Here is a 20,986-nt window from a genome sequence, read left to right as displayed (position 1 = left end):
GCCGACGCCGCCGAGGAAAGGACCAGCGTGACGGGGATCGAGAAAGAGCTGCGCGCGGTCGTGGCGGTGCCGCTGCCGGAGGACCTGTGCCGACTGATCGAGGAGATCGAGCCCCGCGTCGAAGTGATCAGCGATCACGCACTCCTTCCGCCGATGCGCGGTCCCGCTGACTGGTCCGGAGATCCGGAGTACACGCGGACACCGAGCCAGCAGCAGGCGTTCGACGAGCTGGTCGATTCCGCCGATGCGCTCTTCGGAATCCCCGACGTGGACGCGGAGGCACTGGCGAGGACCGTGACGGCGAACACGCGCCTGCGCTGGATCATGACGACTGCCGCGGGCGGCGGTGCCACCGTGAAGGCCGCCGGTCTCGACCGGGACGCGCTCGATCGCGTCATCTTCACCACGAGCGCCGGCGTGCACGGTGGCCCGCTCGCGGAGTTCGCGGTGTTCGGCGTGATGGCCGGAGCGAAGAACCTCCCGCGACTTCTCGCCGATCAGGGGACGCGCACCTGGCCGGACCGTTGGGAGATGCGTCAGCTCGACGAGATGACCGTGCTGGTGGTCGGGCTCGGCGGCATCGGTGCGGAGTGCGCGCGGCGCTTCCACGGGCTCGGCGCGAGGGTCTGGGGGACGACGCGGTCCGGTGAGCCGGTGGCGGGCGTGGATCGCCTGGTGCGGATGGAAGAACTGACCGAAGCGGTGGCCGAGGTGGACGCGATCATCGTCACGCTCCCGGGAACGGCTCAGACCCACCATCTGATCGGTGCCGAGGTGCTCGCCGCCGTGAAGCCGGGAGCCATCATCGCCAACGTCGGGCGCGGCTCCGTCATCGACGAGGACGCGCTGCTCGGAGCCCTCGACGACGGTCGCGTCGCCTTCGCCGCCCTCGACGTCTTCGAGCAGGAGCCGCTGGACCAGACGTCTGCGCTGTGGACGCACCCGAACGTGCTCGTGAGCCCGCACACCGCGGCCCTCAGCGCGAAAGAAGAAGAGCGGATCGCGCGACGCTTCGCGGAGAACGCCGGGCGCCTGCTCGACGGCCGACCGCTGATGTCGGTGGTCGACACGGAGGAGTTCTATTGAGCGGGAGCATGCGCATCGTCGTGATGGGCCCCAGTGGCTCGGGGAAGTCGACGGTGGGCGCGTTCCTCGCTCAGACGCTCGGCGCACGGTTCGTCGATGGCGACGATCTGCATCCGGAGGCGAACGTCCGCAAGATGGCGGCGGGAATCGCGCTGGATGACAATGACCGTCTGCCGTGGCTTCGCCTCGTCGGCGAGACACTGCGTGGCGAGGAGCGGATCGTCGTCGCGTGCTCGGCCCTCCGGCGCACCTATCGAGACCTCATCAGAGACGAGGCGCCCGACGCTTTCTTCGCGGAGCTCACGATCGCACGCGCGGTGCTCGAGGAGCGCATGCGCGTGCGTACCGACCACTTCATGCCCGCGGCGCTCCTGGACTCCCAGCTCGAGGCGCTCGAATCCCTTGAAGCCGATGAGCGTGGCATCCGCGTCGATGAGTCGGCGGATGTGCGTACGGCTTCCGCCGCCATCGCCGCAGCCGTGCAGAGGGAAGAAGGGCCTGCGCCCCGCGATCAGTCCTTGCGGTAGCTCGAACGTCCCATGGCGAAGAGGGCGCCGAAGCTGCCCACGACGGCGCACACGGTCATGGCGCCGATCAGCCAGAGGAGTGCGTGCGAAAGGAAGGCGCCGTCGAGCATGGGGTTCTCCGTGTTCTGCAGAAAAGGACCGGTGTCCTCAGCCTATCGGGTCATCCGGTACCATTGAGGCTGTACCTCGGCGAGGGATGCTTCTGCGCGTGCGCGATCATCCGTTATCGACGCGGCGAAGCAAGCCCGGTGGCTTTCCTCCTGCGTCAGCGAGTTCGAATATCCAAGACCACCGCGCGGCGCCTTCGCTGCGTGTCCCGAAGGAGAACCCCATGTCTGAAGACACCAAGGTCCAGGCCGAGCTCCGCGAGAGCTTCGGCAAGGGCTTCGCCCGCCGCCTCCGCGCCGCCGGCAAGATCCCCGCCGTCATCTACGGTCACGGCACCGAGCCCGTGCATGTCGCCCTTCCCGGCCACCAGGTCTCGCTCATCATCCGTCGCGCCAACGCGCTGCTGGAGCTCGACATCGAGGGCAAGAGCCAGCTCACCCTGGTCAAGGACGTCCAGCGCGACCCGGTGCACCAGATCATCGAGCACATCGACCTGCTCGTCGTGAAGAAGGGCGAGAAGGTCGCGATCGACGTTCCGATCGTCGTCACGGGTGAGTCGGCTGCCGGCACCATCGTCAACCTCGACGCGACCACGCTGTCGATCGAGGCCGAGGCCACGCACATCCCGCAGAACATCGAGGTCTCGGTCGAGGGCCTGGAAGAGGGCGCGCACATCACCGCCGCCGACGTGAAGCTCCCCAAGGGCTCCACGCTGCTCTCCGACCCCGAGGTCCTCGTGGTCGCCGTCTCCGTTCCCGCGGCTCCGTCCGAGGACGAGACGGCGGAGGAGACCGACGCTGCCGAGGAGACCGACGAGGCCGCCGCGGAGTGATCTCCGACTGATTCATCACAGAGGGGACGCGATCCGATCGCGTCCCCTCTGTCGTATCCTGACCCGGGGCCCGCACCCGGGTATCGAGAGGACGAGGACATGGCATCCACTTGGCTCGTGGTCGGACTCGGCAATCCCGGGCCGCGATACGAGACGACCCGGCACAACATCGGCCAGATGGTCGTGGACGAGCTCGCGGCGCGACGCGGCGAGACCTTCCGCGAGCACAAGGGCGGAGCGCGGGTCGTCGAGACCTGGCTGCGCCCCGGTGCGGACAAGCTGGTGCTCGTCAAGCCGAACACCTTCATGAACGTCTCGGGCACGCCGGTGGCCGCGTTGGTCCGGTTCTACTCCGTTCCCCCTGAGCAGGTCATCGTGGTGCACGATGAACTCGACATCCCCTTCGACACGGTGAAGCTCAAGACCGGGGGCGGGCATGGCGGACACAACGGCGTTCGCGATGTGGCGCGCGCTCTGGGCACCGCCGACTTCCCGCGCGTGCGAGTGGGTATCGGGCGTCCGGTCGGGCGTCAGGATCCCGCGGACTGGGTGCTGGCACCGTTCGGGAAGGAGGAGCGGCCCAACCTACCGATCCTCATCGCGGACGCCGCTGACGCGGTCGAACTGCTCGTGGGCGAAGGTCTGCTCGCGGCGCAACAGAAGCACCACGCGCCGCGCTGACACGTTCAGACCGCGCGGAGGTCCGGGTCAGGACGTATACGTGGTGAAGCCTGCAGCGCTCCCGGCCGCGATGGCCGTGACCAGCACGATGAAGAACAGGACCGCGCCCACCACGGCGACCACGAGGGCCGCGATCCCGGCGCCCCTGCCCTTCTTCTTGGCGATCGCGATGATGCCGAGCACGATCGCGGCGATGCCCAGGATCGTTCCGAGCCAGAAGGAAAGCTCGGCCCACAGCACCTGATCCCGTGCGGGGGACAGCAGGCTGAGATCGTCGGAAGTCGTGGTCGTGACGCCTTGCGGAAGGACGCGTCCGATCTCGAAGGCGCTGATCCCCACCAGGATCGCGGGCACGACCGCGGCGACGAGCGAGAGGACCAGGGCGACGACGCCGAGGACGGCGGACGGGCGCGGCGCGGTCTCGGGGACGGCGTACGTCCCCGCGGGTGCGGCATAGCCTCCGACGGGCACCTGGTAGGCCCCAGGAGGCGCTGCCGGATACCCCGAAGGCGCCGGATACCCGGAAGACGCCGGATATGCGGACGGCGCCGGGGACGCGGCGGGAGCCGGGTACGCGGGCGGTACCGGAGGTGGCAGCTGTGGATCAGTCACGACCCCATCCTAGGCGCGGCTCAGACCCGACGGAGCAGCCCCACGCGGTCGTAGACGTCCGACAGGGTGGCGTCGGCGACGGCATCGGCGCGGCTGGCGTTCTCCGCCAGGATGCGGTCGAGTTCCGCCGGATCGTCGAGCAGCTCGAGGGCACGCGCGCGCACCGGCTCGAACTCCTCGACGACGACGTCGGCGAGGCCCTTCTTGAAGTCTCCGTAGCCGCGACCGGCGTACTCGTCTTCGATCGATGCGACCTGACGCCCGCTGAGTGCGGCATAGATCGTGAGCAGGTTCGAGACGCCCGGCTTGTTCTCCCGGTCGAAGCGCACGGAGCCCTCGTTGTCGGTGACCGCACGCATGATCTTCTTCGCCGATTTCGCGGGGTCGTCGAGCATCCACAGCACACCGGCATCGCTCTCCGCCGACTTCGACATCTTCGCCGTCGGATTCTGCAGATCGTAGATGCGGGCGGTCTCCTTCTGGATGACCGGCATCGGCACCGTGAACGTCGCGCCGAAGCGGGAGTTGAAGCGCTCGGCCAGATCGCGCGTGAGCTCGACGTGCTGCTTCTGGTCGTCGCCGACCGGAACGACGTCGGTCTGGTAGAGCAGGATGTCGGCTGCCATCAGCACCGGGTACGTGAAGAGCCCGACGCTCGTCGCATCGGCGCCGTAGCGGGTCGACTTGTCCTTGAACTGAGTCATCCGCCCGGCCTCGCCGAAACCGGTGATCGTGCTGAGGATCCAGGCGAGCTCGGCGTGGGCGCGCACGTGCGACTGCACATACAGGGTGGACAGCGAGGGCTCGATGCCTGCCGCGATGTACTGCGCAGCGGTGCGGCGCGTCTTCTCACGGAGCTCGGCCGGGTCCTGGGCGACTGTGAGGGCGTGCAGGTCGACCACCGAGAAGTAGGCGTCGTAGGAGTTCTGCAGATCTCGCCACTGGAGCAGCGCGCCGATGTAGTTGCCGATCTGGAGGGAGTCGGCGGAGGGCTGCATTCCGGAGTAAAGGCGAGGTTTCGTCACAGGATCAATCCTATGGGGTGCGTGCCCTGCGCCTACGATGGCCGCATGGCCTCTCCTTCTCCTTCCGCGCGGTCGACAGGAAGAGGTGCCGTGCCCTTCGCAGGGGCGAACGCACGAGGCGCGGCGTTTCTCGAGGCGTTGGGGGAGGACGCGCAGCGGCTCCATCCCGAGCTCCTCGCGCAGATGAGGGTCGAAGCGACTCACGACAGCGCGGAGGGCCTGTTCGAGGTCGCGGGCAGCAAGTTCGGACGCCTTGCCGGTCTCGCCTCGCCGGTGGTCGGGCCGGGGTTGCTCGTGACACGGTTCGCCCGCGACGTGCCGTTCCGCATCGAGACGGTGTCAGGGCGGTCGCACGGCGGACGCGCAACGCTCGACACCATCCGCGAGTTCCGTTTCCCCGGCGCGACACAGCACGTCGTGGATCGGCTCTGCGCGACCGGGCGTCCCGGCATCGTGCAAAACGCCTTGGGTGCCCGCGGCCGCGTGCAGATGCTCGAGCAGTGCTCGGTCACGGGCGACGGCGCACTGCGCATGAACACGCGCGCCGTCGCACTGCGGGTGGGAGGACACCGGATCGCACTTCGTGGAATCCTGCGGATCGATGTCGAACTCGTCGACGGGTGGGACGAGGCTCACCGTCGACGCACGATCGACATGCGCGCGACGAACCCCGTTCTCGGCACGGTCCTGGAGTATCACGGGTGGTACCGCTACGCAGGCGGTACCGCGTCAGGCTCGGATCAGTAGCGGTAGTCGACCACGACAGGCGCGTGGTCGCTCCACCGCTGGTCGTAGGCTGCGGCGCGCGCGACGTGGTAGGTCTCGACCCGCTCCGCGAGCGCCGGCGTCGCCAGGTGGTAGTCGATGCGCCACCCGGAGTCGTTGTCGAACGCCTGTCCGCGCATGGACCACCAGGTGTACGGGCCGTCGACCTCGCCGTGGAACTTCCGTCCGACGTCGACCCAGCCGAGACCCGTGCCCACGGTGCCGTCGACGCCGGTGACCTCGGTTCCCGCTTCACCGAGGAATCGGTCGAAGTAGGCGCGCTCGCGGGGGAGGAATCCGGCCTTCTTGCGGTTGCCGCGCCAGTTCTTGATGTCGAGCTCACGGTGTCCGACGTTGAGGTCTCCCGTCACGAGCGCGAGTGCTCCGTCGGCGCCGAGCTCGCCGAGCCGGGTGCCGAAGGCGTCGAGGAACTTCCACTTCTCCTCCTGCTTGGGGGTGTCGGCCTCGCCCGAATGGACGTACGCGCTGACCACCGTGAGCGGACGGTCGCCGATCAGGAAGTCGGCTTCGATCCAGCGGCCCTTGGAGTCGAAATCCTCCGGGCCGAACGCGGTGCGCGAAGCCACAGCCGGAACGCGGCTCGCGATCGCGACCCCGGCACGGCCCTTCGCCGTCGCCTCGTCGTGCACGAACGACCAGCCGGGGAGAGCGGCTTCGATGTGCTCGTCTTGTCCGCGGACCTCCTGGAGCGTCAGGATGTCGACACCGGCGTCGTCCAGCCACCCGCTCATCCCGTTGCGAGCCGCCGCTCGGATCCCGTTGACATTGACCGTGGCGATACGCAGATGAGGCATACTCCCAGCCTAACGAGAGCCGCCGACATCCCTTCCCGACCGGTTCAGCTCCGCCAGCAGACGCTGCGCGAGCGGCGTCGTCGCTGCCGCGGGTGGGGGAGGGGACGCTTCGAGCTCGGCGAGTTCCTCCTCGGCGTCGCGCACGGCCCGATTCGCCACCCAGGCGCGGTACCAGGGCGCCTGGGTGCGGGCCGCGTGCGCTTCCCGCACCCGGATGCGCGCCGCCGTCAGCAGGGTCTGATACTCCGCGATCCGACGTTCGGCCTCGGTCTCCTGCAGGAGGGGGAGATCGTGGTCTTGCGCGGAGACCGCGATCCAGGAAGAGGCCACCAGCATGACGACCCCGTTCACGCGGAACCACAACAGCAGACCGATGAAGATGGCGAACGTGGCCAGCAGCGGATTGGAGGGCGTGTAACTCAGCAGGAATCCCGCCCCGTACTGGAGGATGGTCATCGCGCCACCGCCGAGGAGCGCGCCCGGCCAGATCGTGCGCCAGCGCAGCGAGGTTCCGGTCAGGAAGCGCACCATCGCCGCCAGCGCGGATGACATGAGCGCGAAGGACACGATGACCGTGCCGATGCGGATGCCGAGGTTGAGGCCGTCCGATCCGGAGTCCCAGCCGAGGAGGCTGAGCAGCCAGCTCAGCACCGCGGCGCTGGCCGAGCTGAGGAGCGAGCCGACGATCAGGGAGATGCCGAAGATCAGCGCAGCCAGCAGGTCGCGCGCCTTCAGGATCACGTAGCTGCGGCGGTCCGGTGGCAGCCCGAAGATGTCCCTGGTCGCGCGGCGGGAGAAGGTCACCCAGCCGATCGCCGTCCAGATCACGGTACCGAGGGCGATCAGACCGGTGACGCTCAGCACTCCGGTGGTGCTCGCCGCGATCTCCTGCACCTGCTCCGGGGTGACGACACCACCCTGTCCCTCGGGAAGGATCAGGTTCGGAATGTAGCTGTTGATCATGGCGATCAGCCCGTTGACCGCGTCCTCGCTGCCGCCGAGCCAGAGGCCGGCGATCGCGAAGGCGAGATAGATCGCCGCGAAGATGGCGAACAGCGCCTGGTAGCTCACGCCCGCGGCGAGGAGGAAGCCGTTGTGCTGCAGGAAGTGGCGCCAGACCCGCACGGGGAAGAGCGCGAGCGTGCGCTGGGTCAGCGCAGTGGCGCGTTCGACGGCCGCATCGAGGCGACCGGGCTCGGACGCGGCGTCAACGGGTTCAGACACATCCCCACCCTATCCAAGCGTGTGGGGCGGGAGAGAGGCGCCGACGCGAGAACAGGCGGTCCCCGGAAGGGAACCGCCTGTTCTCGAAGGAGTCTGAATCAGCGCGTCAGGGCTGCCCGCGGAGGATCGCCTGCTTGACCTCGGCGATCGCCTTGGTGACCTCGATGCCGCGGGGGCACGCCTCGGAGCAGTTGAAGGTCGTGCGGCAGCGCCAGACGCCCTCCTTGTCGTTGAGGATGTCGAGGCGCACAGCGGCGTTGTCATCGCGCGAGTCGAAGATGAACCGGTGGGCGTTCACGATCGCTGCGGGGCCGAAGTACTGTCCGTCGGTCCAGAACACGGGGCACGATGAGGTGCACGCGGCGCACAGGATGCACTTGGTGGTGTCGTCGAAGATCTCGCGATCGGCGATGGACTGGACGCGCTCCTTGCCCTTCTCCGGCACCGAGCTGGCGACCAGGAACGGCTGGACCTCGCGGTACGACGCGAAGAACGGCTCCATGTCGACGACGAGGTCCTTCTCCAGCGGCAGACCCTTGATGGCCTCGACGTAGATCGGCTTCGAGATGTCGAGGTCCTTGATCAGCGTCTTGCAGGCGAGGCGGTTGCGGCCGTTGATGCGCATGGCGTCGGAGCCGCAGATGCCGTGCGCACAGGAGCGGCGGAAGGTCAGCGAACCGTCGACCTCCCACTTGATCTTGTGCAGGGCGTCGAGCACGCGGTCGGTGGAGTACAGCTCCACGTCGTAGTCGACCCAGTGCGGCTCGGCGTCGACCTCGGGGTCGAACCTGCGGATGTTGAAGGTGACGATGAAGGACTGGATGGCGGTCTCTTCGGTCGTGTCGGCAGGTGCTTCTGCGATGGCAGTCGACATGCTCAGTACTTCCTCTCCATCGGCGGGTAATTGAACTCGCCCTGCTCGTTCTTCGTGAACACCACCGGCTTCCAGTCGAGCTTGATGTGATCGCTCGGCGTGGAGGAGTGCGGGTCGCCGGTCAGGTACGCCATGGTGTGCTTCATGTACTTGTCGTCGTTGCGCTTCGGGAAGTCGTCGCGCATGTGGCCGCCGCGGCTCTCCTCGCGGTTCTGCGCGGCGTAGACGACGACCTCGGCGATGTCGAGCAGGAAGCCGAGCTCCACGGCCTCGAGGAGGTCGGTGTTGAAACGCTTGCCCTTGTCGTCGACGTGCACGTTCTTGTATCGCTCGCGCAGCTCGGCGATGACACCGAGCACGTGCTGGAGGGACTCGTGCGTGCGGAAGACCTGCGCGCCCTTGTCCATCTCGTCCTGGAGCGTCTTGCGGAGTACGGCGATGCGCTCGGTGCCCTGGTTGTTGCGCAGATCCTCGAGCATGCCCGAGACGAATCCCGCGGGGTTCTCGGGGAGCGGCACGAACTCGGCGGTCTTGACGTACTCGACCGCGTTGCGACCCGCACGCTTGCCGAACACGTTGATGTCGAGCAGCGAGTTGGTGCCGAGGCGGTTGGCGCCGTGCACCGAGACGCACGCGCATTCGCCGGCCGCGTAGAGACCGGGGACGACGGTGGTGTTGTCCGCGAGGACCTCGCCGTCGTTGTTCGTCGGGATGCCGCCCATGGCGTAGTGCGCGGTCGGCATGACGGGCACGGGCTCGACGACCGGGTCGACGCCCAGATAGGTGCGCGCGAACTCGGTGATGTCGGGCAGCTTGGTCTCGAGGACCTCGGCGCCCAGGTGCGTGCAGTCGAGCAGCACGTAGTCCTTGTGGGGGCCGGCGCCACGGCCGTCGAGGACCTCCTGCACCATGCAGCGCGCGACGATGTCACGAGGAGCGAGGTCCTTGATGGTGGGGGCGTAGCGCTCCATGAAGCGCTCGCCCGAGGCATTGCGCAGGATCGCACCCTCTCCTCGTGCGCCCTCGGTGAGGAGGATGCCGAGGCCGGCGAGACCGGTCGGGTGGAACTGGAAGAACTCGAGGTCCTCGAGGGGGAGGCCCTTGCGCCAGACGATGCCGACGCCGTCGCCCGTGAGGGTGTGCGCGTTGGAGGTCGTCTTGAAGATCTTGCCGAACCCGCCGGTCGCGAAGATGACGGCCTTGGCCTGGAACACGTGCAGTTCGCCGGTCGCGAGGTCGTAGGAGACGACTCCCGCGACCTGGGTGTTCCCGTCGGCGTCCTTCACCGTCAGCAGGTCGAGGACATAGAACTCGTTGAAGAAGTTGATGCCGAGCTTGACGCAGTTCTGGAACAGCGTCTGCAGGATCATGTGGCCCGTGCGGTCTGCGGCGTAGCAGGCGCGGCGGACCGGGGTCTTGCCGTGCTCGGCCGTGTGTCCGCCGAAGCGTCGCTGGTCGATCTTGCCCTCGGGCGTGCGGTTGAAGGGGAGACCCATGTTCTCGAGGTCGATGACCGCGTCGATGGCCTCCTTCGCGAGGATCTCCGCGGCATCCTGGTCGACGAGGTAGTCGCCGCCCTTGACCGTGTCGAAGGTGTGCCACTCCCAGGAGTCCTCTTCGACGTTGGCGAGCGCCGCGGCCATACCGCCCTGCGCCGCACCGGTGTGCGAACGAGTGGGGTACAGCTTGGAGATCACCGCGGTCTTCGCGCCGGGTCCGGCCTCGATGGCCGCGCGCATCCCGGCGCCGCCGGCGCCGACGATCACGATGTCGAACTGGTGGTAGTGCACGCCGTCACGGACGACGGAATCCTGCGTCTCGGTAGTCACTTCTTCTTAGCCTTCTTCTCAGTTCCCGACCAGTGCGGCGCACTCGGACCACAGGACGCTGTCCTCGGTCACTCCCAGGCACGGGTCGAACGTGAAGACCACGAGCGTGCCGAGGATGATGAGCAGACCGGCGGCGAGGCCGAGCGCCCAGGTGAGCGCCTTACGAGCGGTGGTGTTCGTGACGTAGTCGTTCACGATCGTGCGCATGCCGTTCGCGCCGTGGATGAGCGCGAGCCACAGCATCAGGACGTCCCACCACTGCCAGAACGGCGTGGCGAACTTGCCGGCGATGAACGCGAAATCGAGGGCGTGGATGCCCTCGCCGAGCATGAGGTTGACGAAGAGGTGGCCGAAGATCAGGACGACGAGCACGATGCCCGACGCGCGCATGAAGACCCAGCCCCACTTCTCGAGGTTCACTCCGCGGCGACGGCGCACCGGGGCGGCGACGGTCTGTGCAGACATCAGTGTCCTCCTCCGAACCCGGCGAATGCGAGCATCAGGTGGCGGGGCACGAAGCCGGCCATGATGATGCCCCACACCAGCAGCACGCCCCAGAAGAGCTGGCGCTGGTACTTCGCACCCTTCGACCAGAAGTCGACGGCGATGATGCGCAGCCCGTTCATGGCGTGGAAGACGATGCCCGCGACGAGCACGACCTCACCGAGCGCCATGATGGGGTTCTTGTACGTGCCGATGACGGCGTTGTACGCCTCCGGCGACACCCTGATGAGTGCCGTGTCGAGCACGTGCACCAAAAGGAAGAAGAAGATGGCGACTCCGGTGATGCGGTGAAGCACCCACGACCACATGCCTTCGCGTCCCCGATAGAGGGTGCCGCGGGGGGTCTTTGACGTGGTTTCCGAAATCGACGGTGTCAAGCGCGCGCTCGTGGACACGGTCGTCCTCCCTGATCGATGTGCGTCGGTCGCGTGCGCTGCTCTCGTTCAAGTGTGTGCTCGTCGAAGTGGCAGGCACGCCCGATCGCTGTCCATCCTATTCCTGTCCGAACACGGGGAGCGACGAAGGCGAGCCTAAGTGTCCGCAACGGCTCAGGAGGCCGCGGGTACCCTGGCAGGGTGAGCGAGACCATCGAGGATTTCTATGCCGTCATTCCCGCCGGCGGCATCGGCAGTCGGCTGTGGCCGCTTTCCCGCGCGGATGCGCCGAAGTTCCTGCACGACCTGACAGGATCCGGGCACTCCCTGCTCCGCGACACCTGGGATCGCCTGGAGCCGCTCACCGGGCCGGACCGGATCGCCGTCGTCACCGGACGCGCCCATCGCGCCGCGGTCGAGGCGGAGCTGCCGGGCATCGCCGATCTGAACGTCTTCCTGGAGTCGGAGCCGCGGGAGTCGGCGGCGGCGATCGGACTGGCTGCCGCGATCCTGCATCGCCGCGAGCCCGACGTGATCGTCGGGTCGTTCAGCGCGGATCATGTGATCCGCAGCACCCGGGTGTTCGAGTTCGCCGTCCGCGACGCCGTCGAGGTCGCCCGCGAAGGCTACATCTGCACGATCGGCATCACACCGACGGAACCCGCGATCGGCTTCGGCTACATCAAGAAGGGCCCGGAGCTCGTGGTCGAGGGCGCCAGGGAGGCCGCGCTCGTGGAGAGCTTCGTCGAGAAGCCCGACCTGGACACGGCGAAGGCGTACCTGGCGGACAGGGGCTACCTCTGGAACGCCGGCATGTTCATCGCGAAGGCGAGCGTGCTGCTCGACGAGATCGCGGCGAACGAGCCGGAACTGCATGCAGGCCTGCTCGAACTCGCCGAAGCCTGGGACGATCGCGATCGGCGCGGACCCGCCGTGGATCGAATCTGGCCGCGCCTCAAGAAGATCGCGATCGACTATGCCGTCGCCGAGCCGGCCGCTCGCCGAGGACACCTCGCGGTCGTCCCGGGGCACTTCGACTGGGACGACGTCGGCGACTTCGCCTCGCTGACCAAGCTCATCAACAACGGACGCAAGAACGACCTCGCCGTCCTGGGGCCGAACGCACGTGTGCTCACGGACGGGGCGAGCGGGATCCTGGTCAGTCAGACGTCGCGGGTGATCAGCCTGGTGGGCGTCCAGGACATCGTCGTGGTCGACACCCCCGACGCCTTGCTCGTCACGACGGTCGAGCATGCCCAGCGGGTGAAGGGCGTCGTCGAGTCACTCAAGCTCACCGGCCGGGGGGACGTGCTCTGAGGCGTGCGCCGATGAGCACGATCCCACGCTCATCCGGTGGGTTGATTTCAGCTTTGTAACCTTTGGCCAGCACATGCGGCGCGAGCGTGTGCAAAAGCTGAAACAGTAGGTAACTTTGATCGATCCGCGATGGCCGCGGGTTCGTTGAGGGAGGCATCAGTTGACCATCTCCACCACCAAGAAGCTGCTCGGCGCGACGGTCGCCGCGGGCGTCATCTTCGCACTCGCCGGCTGCGGCCAGGCCCCGACCGACAGCGGGTCGGGTTCCGAGAAGCCGGTTGACTCCGACTTCCTCCCCTGCCTCATCTCCGACGCCGGCGGATGGAACGACAAGTCGTTCAACCAGTCCGCGAAGGAAGGCATGGACGCCGCCGCCGAAGAGCTGGACATCAAGCCGCTCGAGTTCGAGTCGGCGAACGACAACGACTACGCGCCCAACCTCGAGACCGCGGTCTCCGAGGGCTGCTCGCTCATCGTCTCGGTCGGCTTCAAGCTGTCGGCTGCGACCGTCGAGTCCGCCCTCGCGAACCCCGAGATCGACTACGCGATCATCGACGACTGGGCCGACAACGACTTCGACGGCAACGTCGACGCCCCGAACATCAAGCCGCTGGTCTTCGACACGGCTCAGGCCGCCTACCTCGGTGGCTACGCCTCGGCCGCCTGGTCGGCACAGAGCGGCGTGAACAAGGTCGGCACCTTCGGCGGGATGCAGATCCCGTCCGTCGCCGTGTTCATGGACGGCTACCAGCTCGGTGTCGAGAAGTACAACGAGGACAAGTCCGCTTCGGTCCAGGTCTTCGGTTGGGACGCCGCGACGCAGAAGGGCTCGTTCACGGGCGGCTTCGACGCGAACGACACGGCCAAGCAGACCGCTCAGGGAGTGCTCGACCAGGGCGTCGACGTGATCCTGCCCGTCGGTGGCCCGGTCTACCAGAGCGCGGCAGCGGCGATCGCCGACAGCGGCAAGGACACGCTGATGCTCGGTGTCGACAGCGACCTGGCCGTGGCTGACCCGAGCGTCGCCGACATCACGCTGGTCTCGATCATGAAGGCGATCGACGTCGCCGTGAAGGACGCGACCATCGCGGCCGCCGCCGGCGACTTCGACCCGGCCCCGTACGTGGGGACGCTCGAGAACGAGGGCGTGAAGCTCTCCGGCTTCGGTGACTTCGAGTCCCAGCTGCCCGACGGGCTCCTCGACGAGCTCGCCGAGCTGCAGAAGCAGATCATCGCGGGCGACATCACGGTGGAGTCCGAGAACTCCCCGTAAGTCGTCGCAGGTCCAGCACGGGGCGAGTGGTGAGCAGGCTGCCACTCGCCCCGTGCCGTGGACGGACGATGATTCTCCTGGATGACTCTTCTGGATAAGGTGCAGATATGAAGCTCGAACTTCGCGGCATCACCAAGCGATTCGGCAGCCTCGTGGCGAACGACCACATCGACCTGGTGGTCGAACCCGGCGAGATCCACGCGCTGCTCGGCGAGAACGGCGCGGGCAAGTCCACGCTCATGAACGTCCTCTACGGCCTGTATCAGGCGGATGAGGGCGAGATCCTCCTCGATGACGAGGTGCAGCGCTTCCGCGGACCCGGTGACGCGATGGCGGCGGGGATCGGCATGGTCCACCAGCACTTCATGCTCGTTCCCGTCTTCACGGTCGCCGAGAACGTCATGCTCGGCCACGAGCAGACCAAAGCCCTCGGCACGCTCGACATCGCGAAGGCGCGAGAGCACGTGCGGTCGGTCGCGGCCCGCTTCGGATTCGACATCGACCCGGATGCGCTCGTGGGTGACCTTCCCGTCGGTGTGCAGCAGCGCGTCGAGATCATCAAGGCGCTCTCGCGCGATGCGAAGGTGCTCGTGTTCGACGAGCCGACCGCCGTGCTGACGCCGCAGGAGACCGACGAGCTGATGAACATCATGCGTCAGCTGCGCGACGAGGGCACGGCGATCGTGTTCATCACGCACAAGCTGCGCGAGGTGCGCGAGGTCGCCGACAAGATCACCATCGTCCGGCTCGGACGCGTCGTGGGTGAGGCATCGCCCACCGCGACGAACGCCGAACTCGCCTCCCTCATGGTGGGCAGGGCCGTCGAGCTCACGGTTCAGAAGGATCCGCCGCGCCTCGGCGAAGGAGGTCTCGAGGTCTCGGGACTGCGCATCCTCACGCCCACCGGCGCGATCGTGGTCGACGGCATCGATTTCTCCGTCCGCCCGGGCGAGGTCCTCGCGATCGCGGGTGTCCAGGGCAACGGCCAGACGGAACTGGTGGAGGCCATCGTCGGCCTCGCCGCCCGCGTGGAAGGCAGCATCTCCCTCGACGGCAAGGAGCTCGTCGGCCGGAGCGTGCGTGCGATCCTCGACGCGGGGGTCGGGTTCGTGCCGGAGGACCGCACGGAGGACGGCCTGGTCGCCGGCTTCTCCGTCGCCGAGAACCTCATCCTGGACCGCTCGGACGATCCGGCGTTCAGTCGTGCGGGCACACTCCGCCGCGCCGCGCTCGACGAGTTCGCCCGCGCGCGCATCACCGAGTACGACATCCGCACCCAGGGGCCGGAGACGGCGGCAGGCACGTTGTCGGGCGGAAACCAGCAGAAGGTCGTCATCGCCCGTGAGATGAGCCGCGACCTGCGGCTGCTCGTCGCCGCGCAGCCGACCCGCGGCGTCGATGTCGGGTCGATCGAGTTCATCCACAAACGGATCATCGAGACGCGGGATGCCGGCATTCCGGTGATCGTCGTTTCCACGGAGCTCGACGAGGTCGCGGCTCTGGCCGACCGGATCGCGGTCATGTACCGCGGCACGATCGTCGGCATCGTCCCCGGCGACACGCCCCGGGAGACGCTCGGACTCATGATGGCCGGAGCGGCCGAAGGGGAGGTGGCCGCGTGAGCGGAGCGACACCCGGCGCAGGAGATGTGACCAAGGGCATCCCGCCGCAGGAGCTCGCGACGAGCACCGGCACGGTTCCGCGCGACCCGTCCGACGTGCCGCCGCCTCCGCGCGGCAACGTCATCCTCAAGGAGATCCTCCGCGGCAACGCCGTGACGACGATCCTCGCGATCGTGCTGGCGCTCATCGTCGGCGGCATCCTCATCGCCGTCACCAACGAAGACGTGCAGGCGGCCTCCGTCTACTTCTTCGCCCAGCCCGGTGACACCTTCGTCGCCGCCTGGAACGCCGTGTACAACGGCTACGAGGCGCTGTTCCGCGGCGCGATCTTCAACGCGAGGGGTGCCGATTTCGCGGCGCAGATCCGGCCACTGACGAACACCCTCGGCTTCGCTGCCCCGCTCATCGCCGCAGGTCTCGGCGTCGCACTGGCGTTCCGCGTCGGGCTGTTCAACATCGGTGCCCGCGGTCAGATGCTCATCGGCGTCGCCGTCGCGGCTCTGTTCACGTTCTCGCTCGACCTGCCGATCTGGCTGCACATCCCGGTCACCCTCATCGCCGGTATCGCGGGCGGTGCGCTCTGGGGTGCGATCGCAGGACTCATCAAGGCGCGCACCGGTGCGCACGAGGTGATCCTGACGATCATGCTCAACTACATCGCGTACTACCTGCTGCTGTGGATGATCCGCACGCCGGGCCTGCTGCAGAAGCCGGGCACGAACCAGGCGCTCGGCTCGGCGACGCCCGAGAGTGCGCAGTTCCCGACGCTGCTGGGCCCGCAGTTCCCGCTGCTGGACCTCGGCTTCGTGATCGTGATCGTGGCGACGCTCTTCGTCTGGTGGCTCATCGAGCGCTCCTCGCTCGGCATGCGCATGCGCGCCGTGGGGGAGAACCCGCATGCCGCGCGCGCCGCGGGTATCAGCGTGCAGCGCGTCTACGTGTACGCGATGCTGTTCGCCGGGGGGCTCGCGGGCCTCGCCGGGATGAACCAGATCCAGGGGGCGGTCACGACGGGCGTCACCGAGACCATCGACGCCGGCATCGGGTTCGACGCGATCACGGTCGCGCTCCTGGGCCGCAGCCGCGCGTGGGGCACGTTCGCGGCCGGCATCCTGTTCGGCGCGCTCAAGGCGGGCTCGTTCTCGATGCAGGCGCAGGACATCCCGGTCGACATCGTCCTCGTGGTGCAGTCGCTCGTGGTGCTGTTCATCGCTGCGCCGCCGCTGCTGCGCTCGGTGTTCTTCCTGCCGAAGACCGATGCGGAGAAGGCCGCCAAGGCGAGAGCCAAGGCCGCGAAGAAGGCGGTGGCCGCATGATGTCGCTCACACAGACCGTGTCCGCAGGCGGCGCCGTCCAGCTCGAGACCGTCAAGGAGCGGCACCTCAAGGCGCCGATCGTCCTCGCCGTCGCCACCGCGCTGCTGGCCCTGCTGTTCCTCACCGTGCCGCGCGACGGCATCAGCACGTTCCGGCTCTCGGACCCTTCGGCGGCGCTCGGGCTCCCGGATGTCGCCTTGCCCACGGCGTCGACCTTCTGGGTCGTGTTCGGCATCCTGGTGGTTCTGACTGTCGGGGCGTTCCTCCGAGCCTGGATCTACCGTCCGCCGTCCCTCTGGCTGGTCATCGCCTACAGCGTGCTCGCCGTGTTCGCGTTCCTCGTCTGGGCGTCCGCCGGGGGACTGGTCCCCGTCACGAGTCTGCTGTTCGGAGCGGTGTCCCTGTCGGTGCCGCTCGTGTTCGGTGCGTTGGGCGGGGTGATCGGCGAACGTGCCGGCGTCGTCAACGTGGCGATCGAAGGACAGCTGCTCCTCGGGGCGTTCTCCGCCGCGCTGCTCTCCAGCATCACCGGCAACCCGTTCGTCGGGCTGATCGGCGCGATGGTCGGTGGCGTCCTGGTGGCCAGCGTGCTCGCCGCGTTCGCCATCAAGTACCTCGTCGAGCAGGTCATCGTCGGTGTGGTGCTGAACGTGCTCGTCACGGGTCTCACCGGATTCCTCTACGGCGCGCTCCTCGCACCGAACGAGGAGACGCTGAACACCCCGGTGCGGTTCCCCCGAGTGGAGATCCCGCTGCTGAGCGACATCCCGATCATCGGACCCGTGCTGTTCAACCAGACCTTCATCGGATACCTGATGTTCGTGACCGTCGCCGTCGTCGCGTGGGGGCTGTACCGCACGCGGTGGGGCCTGCGCGTCCGCGCCGTGGGAGAGCACCCGCAGGCGGCTGACACCGTCGGCATCAAGGTGAACCCGACCCGCTTCTGGAACGTGCTGCTGGCCGGCGCGATCGCCGGCATGGGTGGCGCGTACTTCACCCTCGTCTCGGTGCCGCAGTTCGGTAAGGAGATGACGGCGGGTCTCGGCTTCATCGCCCTGGCGGCCGTGATCTTCGGGCGCTGGGATCCCATCCGTGCGACGCTCGCGGCCCTGCTGTTCGGTTTCGCCACGAACCTGCAGAACCTGCTCTCGATCCTGAAGACGCCGATCCCCGGCGAGTTCATGCTCATGCTGCCGTACGTCGTGACTCTGCTCGCGGTCGCCGGGTTCGCCGGACAGATCAAGGCCCCTGCCGCCGACGGCAAGCCGTACATCAAGTCCTAGCCCTGCGGGGAAAGAGAGAAGTATCGCAATGACCGACATCGACTGGGATGAGTTGCGCCAGGTCGCCACGGAAGCCATGACGAAGGCGTACGCGCCGTACTCGCGCTATCGCGTGGGGGCGGCCGCTCTCGTCGGGGACGGGCGGATCGTGGCCGGGTGCAACGTCGAGAACGCCTCCTACGGGGTGACGCTGTGCGCGGAGTGCGCGCTCGTCGGAGACCTGCACATGTCGGGTGGCGGCCAGCTCGTCGCCTTCGTGTGCGTGAACAACGAAGGGCAGACGATCATGCCGTGCGGCCGCTGCCGTCAGCTTCTGTTCGAGCACGCGATGCCCGGGATGCTGCTCGAGACCGTCTCCGGCATCCGCACGATCGATGAGGTGCTGCCCGATGCGTTCGGGCCGCGCGACCTGGAGGACGCACGATGACGACGGTGGAGCCTTTCGACGCGGTGGATGTCATCCGCGCCAAGCGCGACGGAGGCGCGGTCCCCGAGGCCGCGCTGCGCTGGATGGTGGACGCGTACACGCGCGGCTACGTCTCGGACGCGCAGATGGCCTCGTTCGCGATGGCCGTCTTCCAGCGGGGGATGGAGCGCGACGAGATCCGCGTGCTCACCGACGCGATGATCGCCTCGGGGGAGCGGATGAGCTTCGCCTCCCTCGGCAAGAAGACCGTCGACAAGCACTCCACCGGCGGTGTCGGGGACAAGATCACGCTTCCGCTCGCGCCTCTCGTCGCGGCCTTCGGTGTCGCCGTCCCGCAGCTCAGCGGCCGCGGTCTCGGTCACACCGGCGGCACGCTCGACAAGCTCGAGTCGATCCCGGGCTGGCGCGCGGCGCTCAGCAACGAGGAGATGTTCGCCCAGATGCAGGGCGACGTCGGTGCGGTCATCTGCGCCGCCGGTTCGGGGCTCGCCCCCGCCGACAAGAAGCTGTATGCGCTCCGCGACGTCACCGGAACCGTCGAAGCCATTCCGCTGATCGCCTCGAGCATCATGTCGAAGAAGATCGCGGAGGGAACGGACGCGCTGGTCCTGGACGTGAAGTTCGGCTCCGGCGCGTTCATGCAGGACATCGATCGTGCCCGCGAGCTCGCCCGCACGATGGTCGCGCTCGGCACCGATTCGGGCGTGGCGACCACCGCGCTCCTGACCGACATGAACGTCCCGCTCGGACTCGCGATCGGCAACGCCAACGAGGTCCGCGAGTCGGTGGAGATCCTCGCCGGTGGTGGTCCCGCCGATGTGCGGGAGCTGACGCTCGCCCTGGCGAGGGAGATGCTCGCACTTGCCGGACAGCCGGACGCCGACGTGGAGGCCGCCCTCGACGACGGGCGCGCGATGGACACCTGGAAGGCGATGATCCGCGCGCAGGATGGAGACCCCGACGCCCCGCTGCCCACGGCACGCGAGACGCACGTCGTCACCGCCCCGGAAGACGGTGTGCTCACGCGTCTGGACGCGCTCCCGTTCGGCGTCGCCGCCTGGCGACTGGGTGCGGGCCGTGCCAGGGCTGAGGACCCCGTGATCTTCGAGGCAGGAATCGACCTGCACGCGAAGCCGGGCGACCGCGTCACCGCCGGGCAGCCGCTCTTCACGCTGTCCGCGGCGGACGAGGCCCGCTTCCCCCGCGCGATCGAAGCTCTCGAGGGCGCCTGGGCGATCGGTGGCGAGGTGCCGGAGGCCGGTCCCATCGTGCGCGAGCGCATCACGGCGTGACTGCGGACCGCTAGCCTGAACTGAGCACATCCGCGACGGAGGAGGATCACCATGTCGATCGACGCGAACGGCGATGTCACGCTGCAGGGCGTCTCCCTGCGGAGCCTCCCCAAGGTGTCGCTGCACGATCATCTCGACGGTGCCCTGCGCCCCGCGACGATCATCGAGCTGGCGGACGCGATCGGCCTCGAGGTACCGAAGTCCGACCCCGCGGCGCTCGGCGCCTGGTTCGCGAAGCAGAGCGACTCGGGGTCGTTGGTGGAGTACCTCAAGACCTTTGACCTGACGACCGCCGTCATGCAGACCCCGGAAGGGCTCACCCGCGTCGCGCGCGAGTTCGTCCAGGACCTCGCGGCCGATGGTGTGGTCTACGGCGAGGTGCGCTGGGCTCCGGAGCAGCACCAGGCCCGTGGACTCACGCTCGAGCAGACCGTCGAAGCGGTGCAGCAGGGTATCGAAGAGGGCGAGGACGCCGCCGACCGCGATGGTAGGAGCATCCGCGTCGGCCAGTTGATCACGGCCATGCGCCACACCGATCGGGCCAGGGAGATCGCCGAGTTGGCGGTCGACTTCCGCGGTCGCGGCGCCGTCGGGTTCGACATCGCGGGGCCGGAGGACGGCTTCCCGCCGTCGAATCATCGCGCCGCGTTCGACTATCTCGCCGGCAAGTTCTTCCCGGTGACCGTACATGCGGGAGAGGCCGCGGGGCTCGCGTCGATCCGTTCGGCTCTGCTGGACGGGCGTGCGCTGCGACTGGGCCACGGCGTCCGCATCGCCGAGGACCTCCAGGTCGTGACGCAGGAAGGCGATGAGGTGCAGGTGCAGTTCGGCGACCTCGCCCGGTGGGTCCGCGACCGCGAGATCCCGCTCGAACTGTCGCCGTCCTCGAACCTGCAGACCGGGGCGATCGCGGCCTGGGGCAACACGCTGGCGGATCACCCGTTCGACCTGCTGTACCAGCTCGGTTTCTCCGTGACCGTGAACGTCGACAACCGCACGATGAGCGCCACTTCGCTCACGCGCGAGCTCGCGCTGCTCGTCGAGACTTTCGAGTACGATCTCGACGACCTCGAGACGTTCCAGTTCAACGCCGCCGCAGCGGCCTTCCTCCCGGTCGAGGAGCGGGAAGAGCTCGTCGAGTTGATCGCCGAGGGCTTCGACATCTGATCGTGGCTTCCGGGGGGAGGCGACGCTGGCGGA

22 protein-coding genes are annotated in these 20,986 nt (G+C 67.9%); 13 read left to right on the top strand and 9 right to left on the bottom strand.

Annotation, left to right across the window (positions count from 1 at the left end):
* Positions 1–27: 27 nt before the first annotated feature.
* Both LRQ07_RS12115 and LRQ07_RS12110 read left to right on the top strand, forming a co-directional pair.
* Positions 28–1,086 carry a D-2-hydroxyacid dehydrogenase gene (locus LRQ07_RS12115; protein ID WP_256534752.1) on the top strand — a complete coding sequence of 353 codons (1,059 nt, stop codon included), beginning with the start codon at positions 28–30 and terminating at the stop codon, positions 1,084–1,086.
* Positions 1,083–1,613: a gluconokinase gene (locus LRQ07_RS12110; RefSeq protein ID WP_256534751.1), complete on the top strand. Its 531-nt coding sequence runs from the start codon at positions 1,083–1,085 to the stop codon at positions 1,611–1,613. The genes LRQ07_RS12115 and LRQ07_RS12110 overlap by 4 nt, the downstream gene beginning before the upstream one ends.
* Here LRQ07_RS12110 and LRQ07_RS12105 read toward each other — a convergent pair.
* Positions 1,598–1,723 (bottom strand): hypothetical protein, encoded by a 126-nt coding sequence (locus tag LRQ07_RS12105; protein WP_256534750.1) that lies wholly within the window; start codon positions 1,721–1,723, stop codon positions 1,598–1,600. The two genes, LRQ07_RS12110 and LRQ07_RS12105, sit on opposite strands and share 16 nt — an antisense overlap.
* 221 nt (positions 1,724–1,944) lie before the next feature.
* Here LRQ07_RS12105 and LRQ07_RS12100 point away from each other — a divergent pair, with 221 nt between their 5' ends.
* Positions 1,945–2,553 carry a 50S ribosomal protein L25/general stress protein Ctc gene (locus tag LRQ07_RS12100; RefSeq protein WP_256534749.1) on the top strand — a complete coding sequence of 203 codons (609 nt, stop codon included), beginning with the start codon at positions 1,945–1,947 and terminating at the stop codon, positions 2,551–2,553.
* Positions 2,554–2,652: 99 nt separating this feature from the next.
* Positions 2,653–3,234 carry an aminoacyl-tRNA hydrolase gene (gene pth, locus LRQ07_RS12095; protein ID WP_256534748.1) on the top strand — a complete coding sequence of 194 codons (582 nt, stop codon included), beginning with the start codon at positions 2,653–2,655 and terminating at the stop codon, positions 3,232–3,234.
* 27 nt (positions 3,235–3,261) lie between these two features.
* On the opposite strand, the gene LRQ07_RS12090 is transcribed toward pth, so the two are convergent.
* Together LRQ07_RS12090 and trpS are read right to left on the bottom strand one after the other, a co-directional pair.
* Positions 3,262–3,846 carry a hypothetical protein gene (locus LRQ07_RS12090; protein ID WP_256534747.1) on the bottom strand — a complete coding sequence of 195 codons (585 nt, stop codon included), beginning with the start codon at positions 3,844–3,846 and terminating at the stop codon, positions 3,262–3,264.
* A gap of 20 nt (positions 3,847–3,866) precedes the next feature.
* Complete coding sequence (gene trpS, locus LRQ07_RS12085) at positions 3,867–4,871, bottom strand: tryptophan--tRNA ligase (protein WP_081997047.1); 1,005 nt, start codon at positions 4,869–4,871, stop codon at positions 3,867–3,869.
* A gap of 45 nt (positions 4,872–4,916) precedes the next feature.
* Here trpS and LRQ07_RS12080 point away from each other — a divergent pair, with 45 nt between their 5' ends.
* On the top strand, positions 4,917–5,618 hold the full coding sequence (locus LRQ07_RS12080) for a DUF4166 domain-containing protein (protein ID WP_256534746.1): 702 nt from the start codon (positions 4,917–4,919) through the stop codon (positions 5,616–5,618).
* On the opposite strand, the gene LRQ07_RS12075 is transcribed toward LRQ07_RS12080, so the two are convergent.
* From LRQ07_RS12075 to sdhC, 6 genes are all read right to left on the bottom strand, one after another.
* Entirely contained in the window at positions 5,612–6,451 is an 840-nt protein-coding gene (locus LRQ07_RS12075) for an exodeoxyribonuclease III (protein ID WP_256534744.1), read from the bottom strand. The genes LRQ07_RS12080 and LRQ07_RS12075 overlap by 7 nt on opposite strands.
* A gap of 9 nt (positions 6,452–6,460) precedes the next feature.
* Complete coding sequence (locus LRQ07_RS12070) at positions 6,461–7,675, bottom strand: YihY/virulence factor BrkB family protein (protein ID WP_256534743.1); 1,215 nt, start codon at positions 7,673–7,675, stop codon at positions 6,461–6,463.
* A gap of 106 nt (positions 7,676–7,781) precedes the next feature.
* Complete coding sequence (locus LRQ07_RS12065) at positions 7,782–8,549, bottom strand: succinate dehydrogenase iron-sulfur subunit (RefSeq protein WP_047523608.1); 768 nt, start codon at positions 8,547–8,549, stop codon at positions 7,782–7,784.
* 2 nt (positions 8,550–8,551) lie between these two features.
* The gene (sdhA, locus tag LRQ07_RS12060) at positions 8,552–10,378 is read right to left on the bottom strand and encodes a succinate dehydrogenase flavoprotein subunit (protein ID WP_047523607.1); all 1,827 of its coding nucleotides are present in this window, start codon (positions 10,376–10,378) and stop codon (positions 8,552–8,554) included.
* 18 nt (positions 10,379–10,396) lie between these two features.
* Positions 10,397–10,843 carry a succinate dehydrogenase hydrophobic membrane anchor subunit gene (locus LRQ07_RS12055; RefSeq protein ID WP_047523606.1) on the bottom strand — a complete coding sequence of 149 codons (447 nt, stop codon included), beginning with the start codon at positions 10,841–10,843 and terminating at the stop codon, positions 10,397–10,399.
* Positions 10,843–11,277 carry a succinate dehydrogenase, cytochrome b556 subunit gene (sdhC, locus tag LRQ07_RS12050; protein ID WP_072591539.1) on the bottom strand — a complete coding sequence of 145 codons (435 nt, stop codon included), beginning with the start codon at positions 11,275–11,277 and terminating at the stop codon, positions 10,843–10,845. The genes LRQ07_RS12055 and sdhC overlap by 1 nt, the downstream gene beginning before the upstream one ends.
* Positions 11,278–11,457: 180 nt before the next feature.
* Here sdhC and LRQ07_RS12045 point away from each other — a divergent pair, with 180 nt between their 5' ends.
* From LRQ07_RS12045 to LRQ07_RS12010, 8 genes are all read left to right on the top strand, one after another.
* Positions 11,458–12,573 carry a mannose-1-phosphate guanylyltransferase gene (locus tag LRQ07_RS12045; protein WP_131492692.1) on the top strand — a complete coding sequence of 372 codons (1,116 nt, stop codon included), beginning with the start codon at positions 11,458–11,460 and terminating at the stop codon, positions 12,571–12,573.
* A gap of 160 nt (positions 12,574–12,733) precedes the next feature.
* Positions 12,734–13,846: a BMP family lipoprotein gene (locus LRQ07_RS12040; protein WP_047523604.1), complete on the top strand. Its 1,113-nt coding sequence runs from the start codon at positions 12,734–12,736 to the stop codon at positions 13,844–13,846.
* 107 nt (positions 13,847–13,953) lie between these two features.
* Positions 13,954–15,468 carry an ABC transporter ATP-binding protein gene (locus tag LRQ07_RS12035; protein ID WP_047523603.1) on the top strand — a complete coding sequence of 505 codons (1,515 nt, stop codon included), beginning with the start codon at positions 13,954–13,956 and terminating at the stop codon, positions 15,466–15,468.
* A complete protein-coding gene (locus tag LRQ07_RS12030) occupies positions 15,465–16,784 on the top strand; it encodes an ABC transporter permease (RefSeq protein ID WP_047523602.1) in 1,320 nt (439 codons plus the stop codon). The genes LRQ07_RS12035 and LRQ07_RS12030 overlap by 4 nt, the downstream gene beginning before the upstream one ends.
* Positions 16,781–18,067 (top strand): ABC transporter permease, encoded by a 1,287-nt coding sequence (locus tag LRQ07_RS12025; RefSeq protein ID WP_374199087.1) that lies wholly within the window; start codon positions 16,781–16,783, stop codon positions 18,065–18,067. The genes LRQ07_RS12030 and LRQ07_RS12025 overlap by 4 nt, the downstream gene beginning before the upstream one ends.
* A gap of 28 nt (positions 18,068–18,095) precedes the next feature.
* Complete coding sequence (locus tag LRQ07_RS12020) at positions 18,096–18,494, top strand: cytidine deaminase (protein WP_047523598.1); 399 nt, start codon at positions 18,096–18,098, stop codon at positions 18,492–18,494.
* A complete protein-coding gene (locus LRQ07_RS12015; protein ID WP_047523596.1) occupies positions 18,491–19,786 on the top strand; it encodes a thymidine phosphorylase in 1,296 nt (431 codons plus the stop codon). The genes LRQ07_RS12020 and LRQ07_RS12015 overlap by 4 nt, the downstream gene beginning before the upstream one ends.
* Positions 19,787–19,837: 51 nt before the next feature.
* The gene (locus LRQ07_RS12010; protein ID WP_131492691.1) at positions 19,838–20,953 is read left to right on the top strand and encodes an adenosine deaminase; all 1,116 of its coding nucleotides are present in this window, start codon (positions 19,838–19,840) and stop codon (positions 20,951–20,953) included.
* The last annotated feature ends 33 nt before the right edge of the window (positions 20,954–20,986 follow it).

Origin of the sequence: Microbacterium sp. J1-1 (assembly GCF_024498615.1) — a bacterium.
Lineage (GTDB): Bacteria > Actinomycetota > Actinomycetes > Actinomycetales > Microbacteriaceae > Microbacterium > Microbacterium aurugineum.
This window is presented reverse-complemented; position numbering and strand designations above follow the sequence as displayed.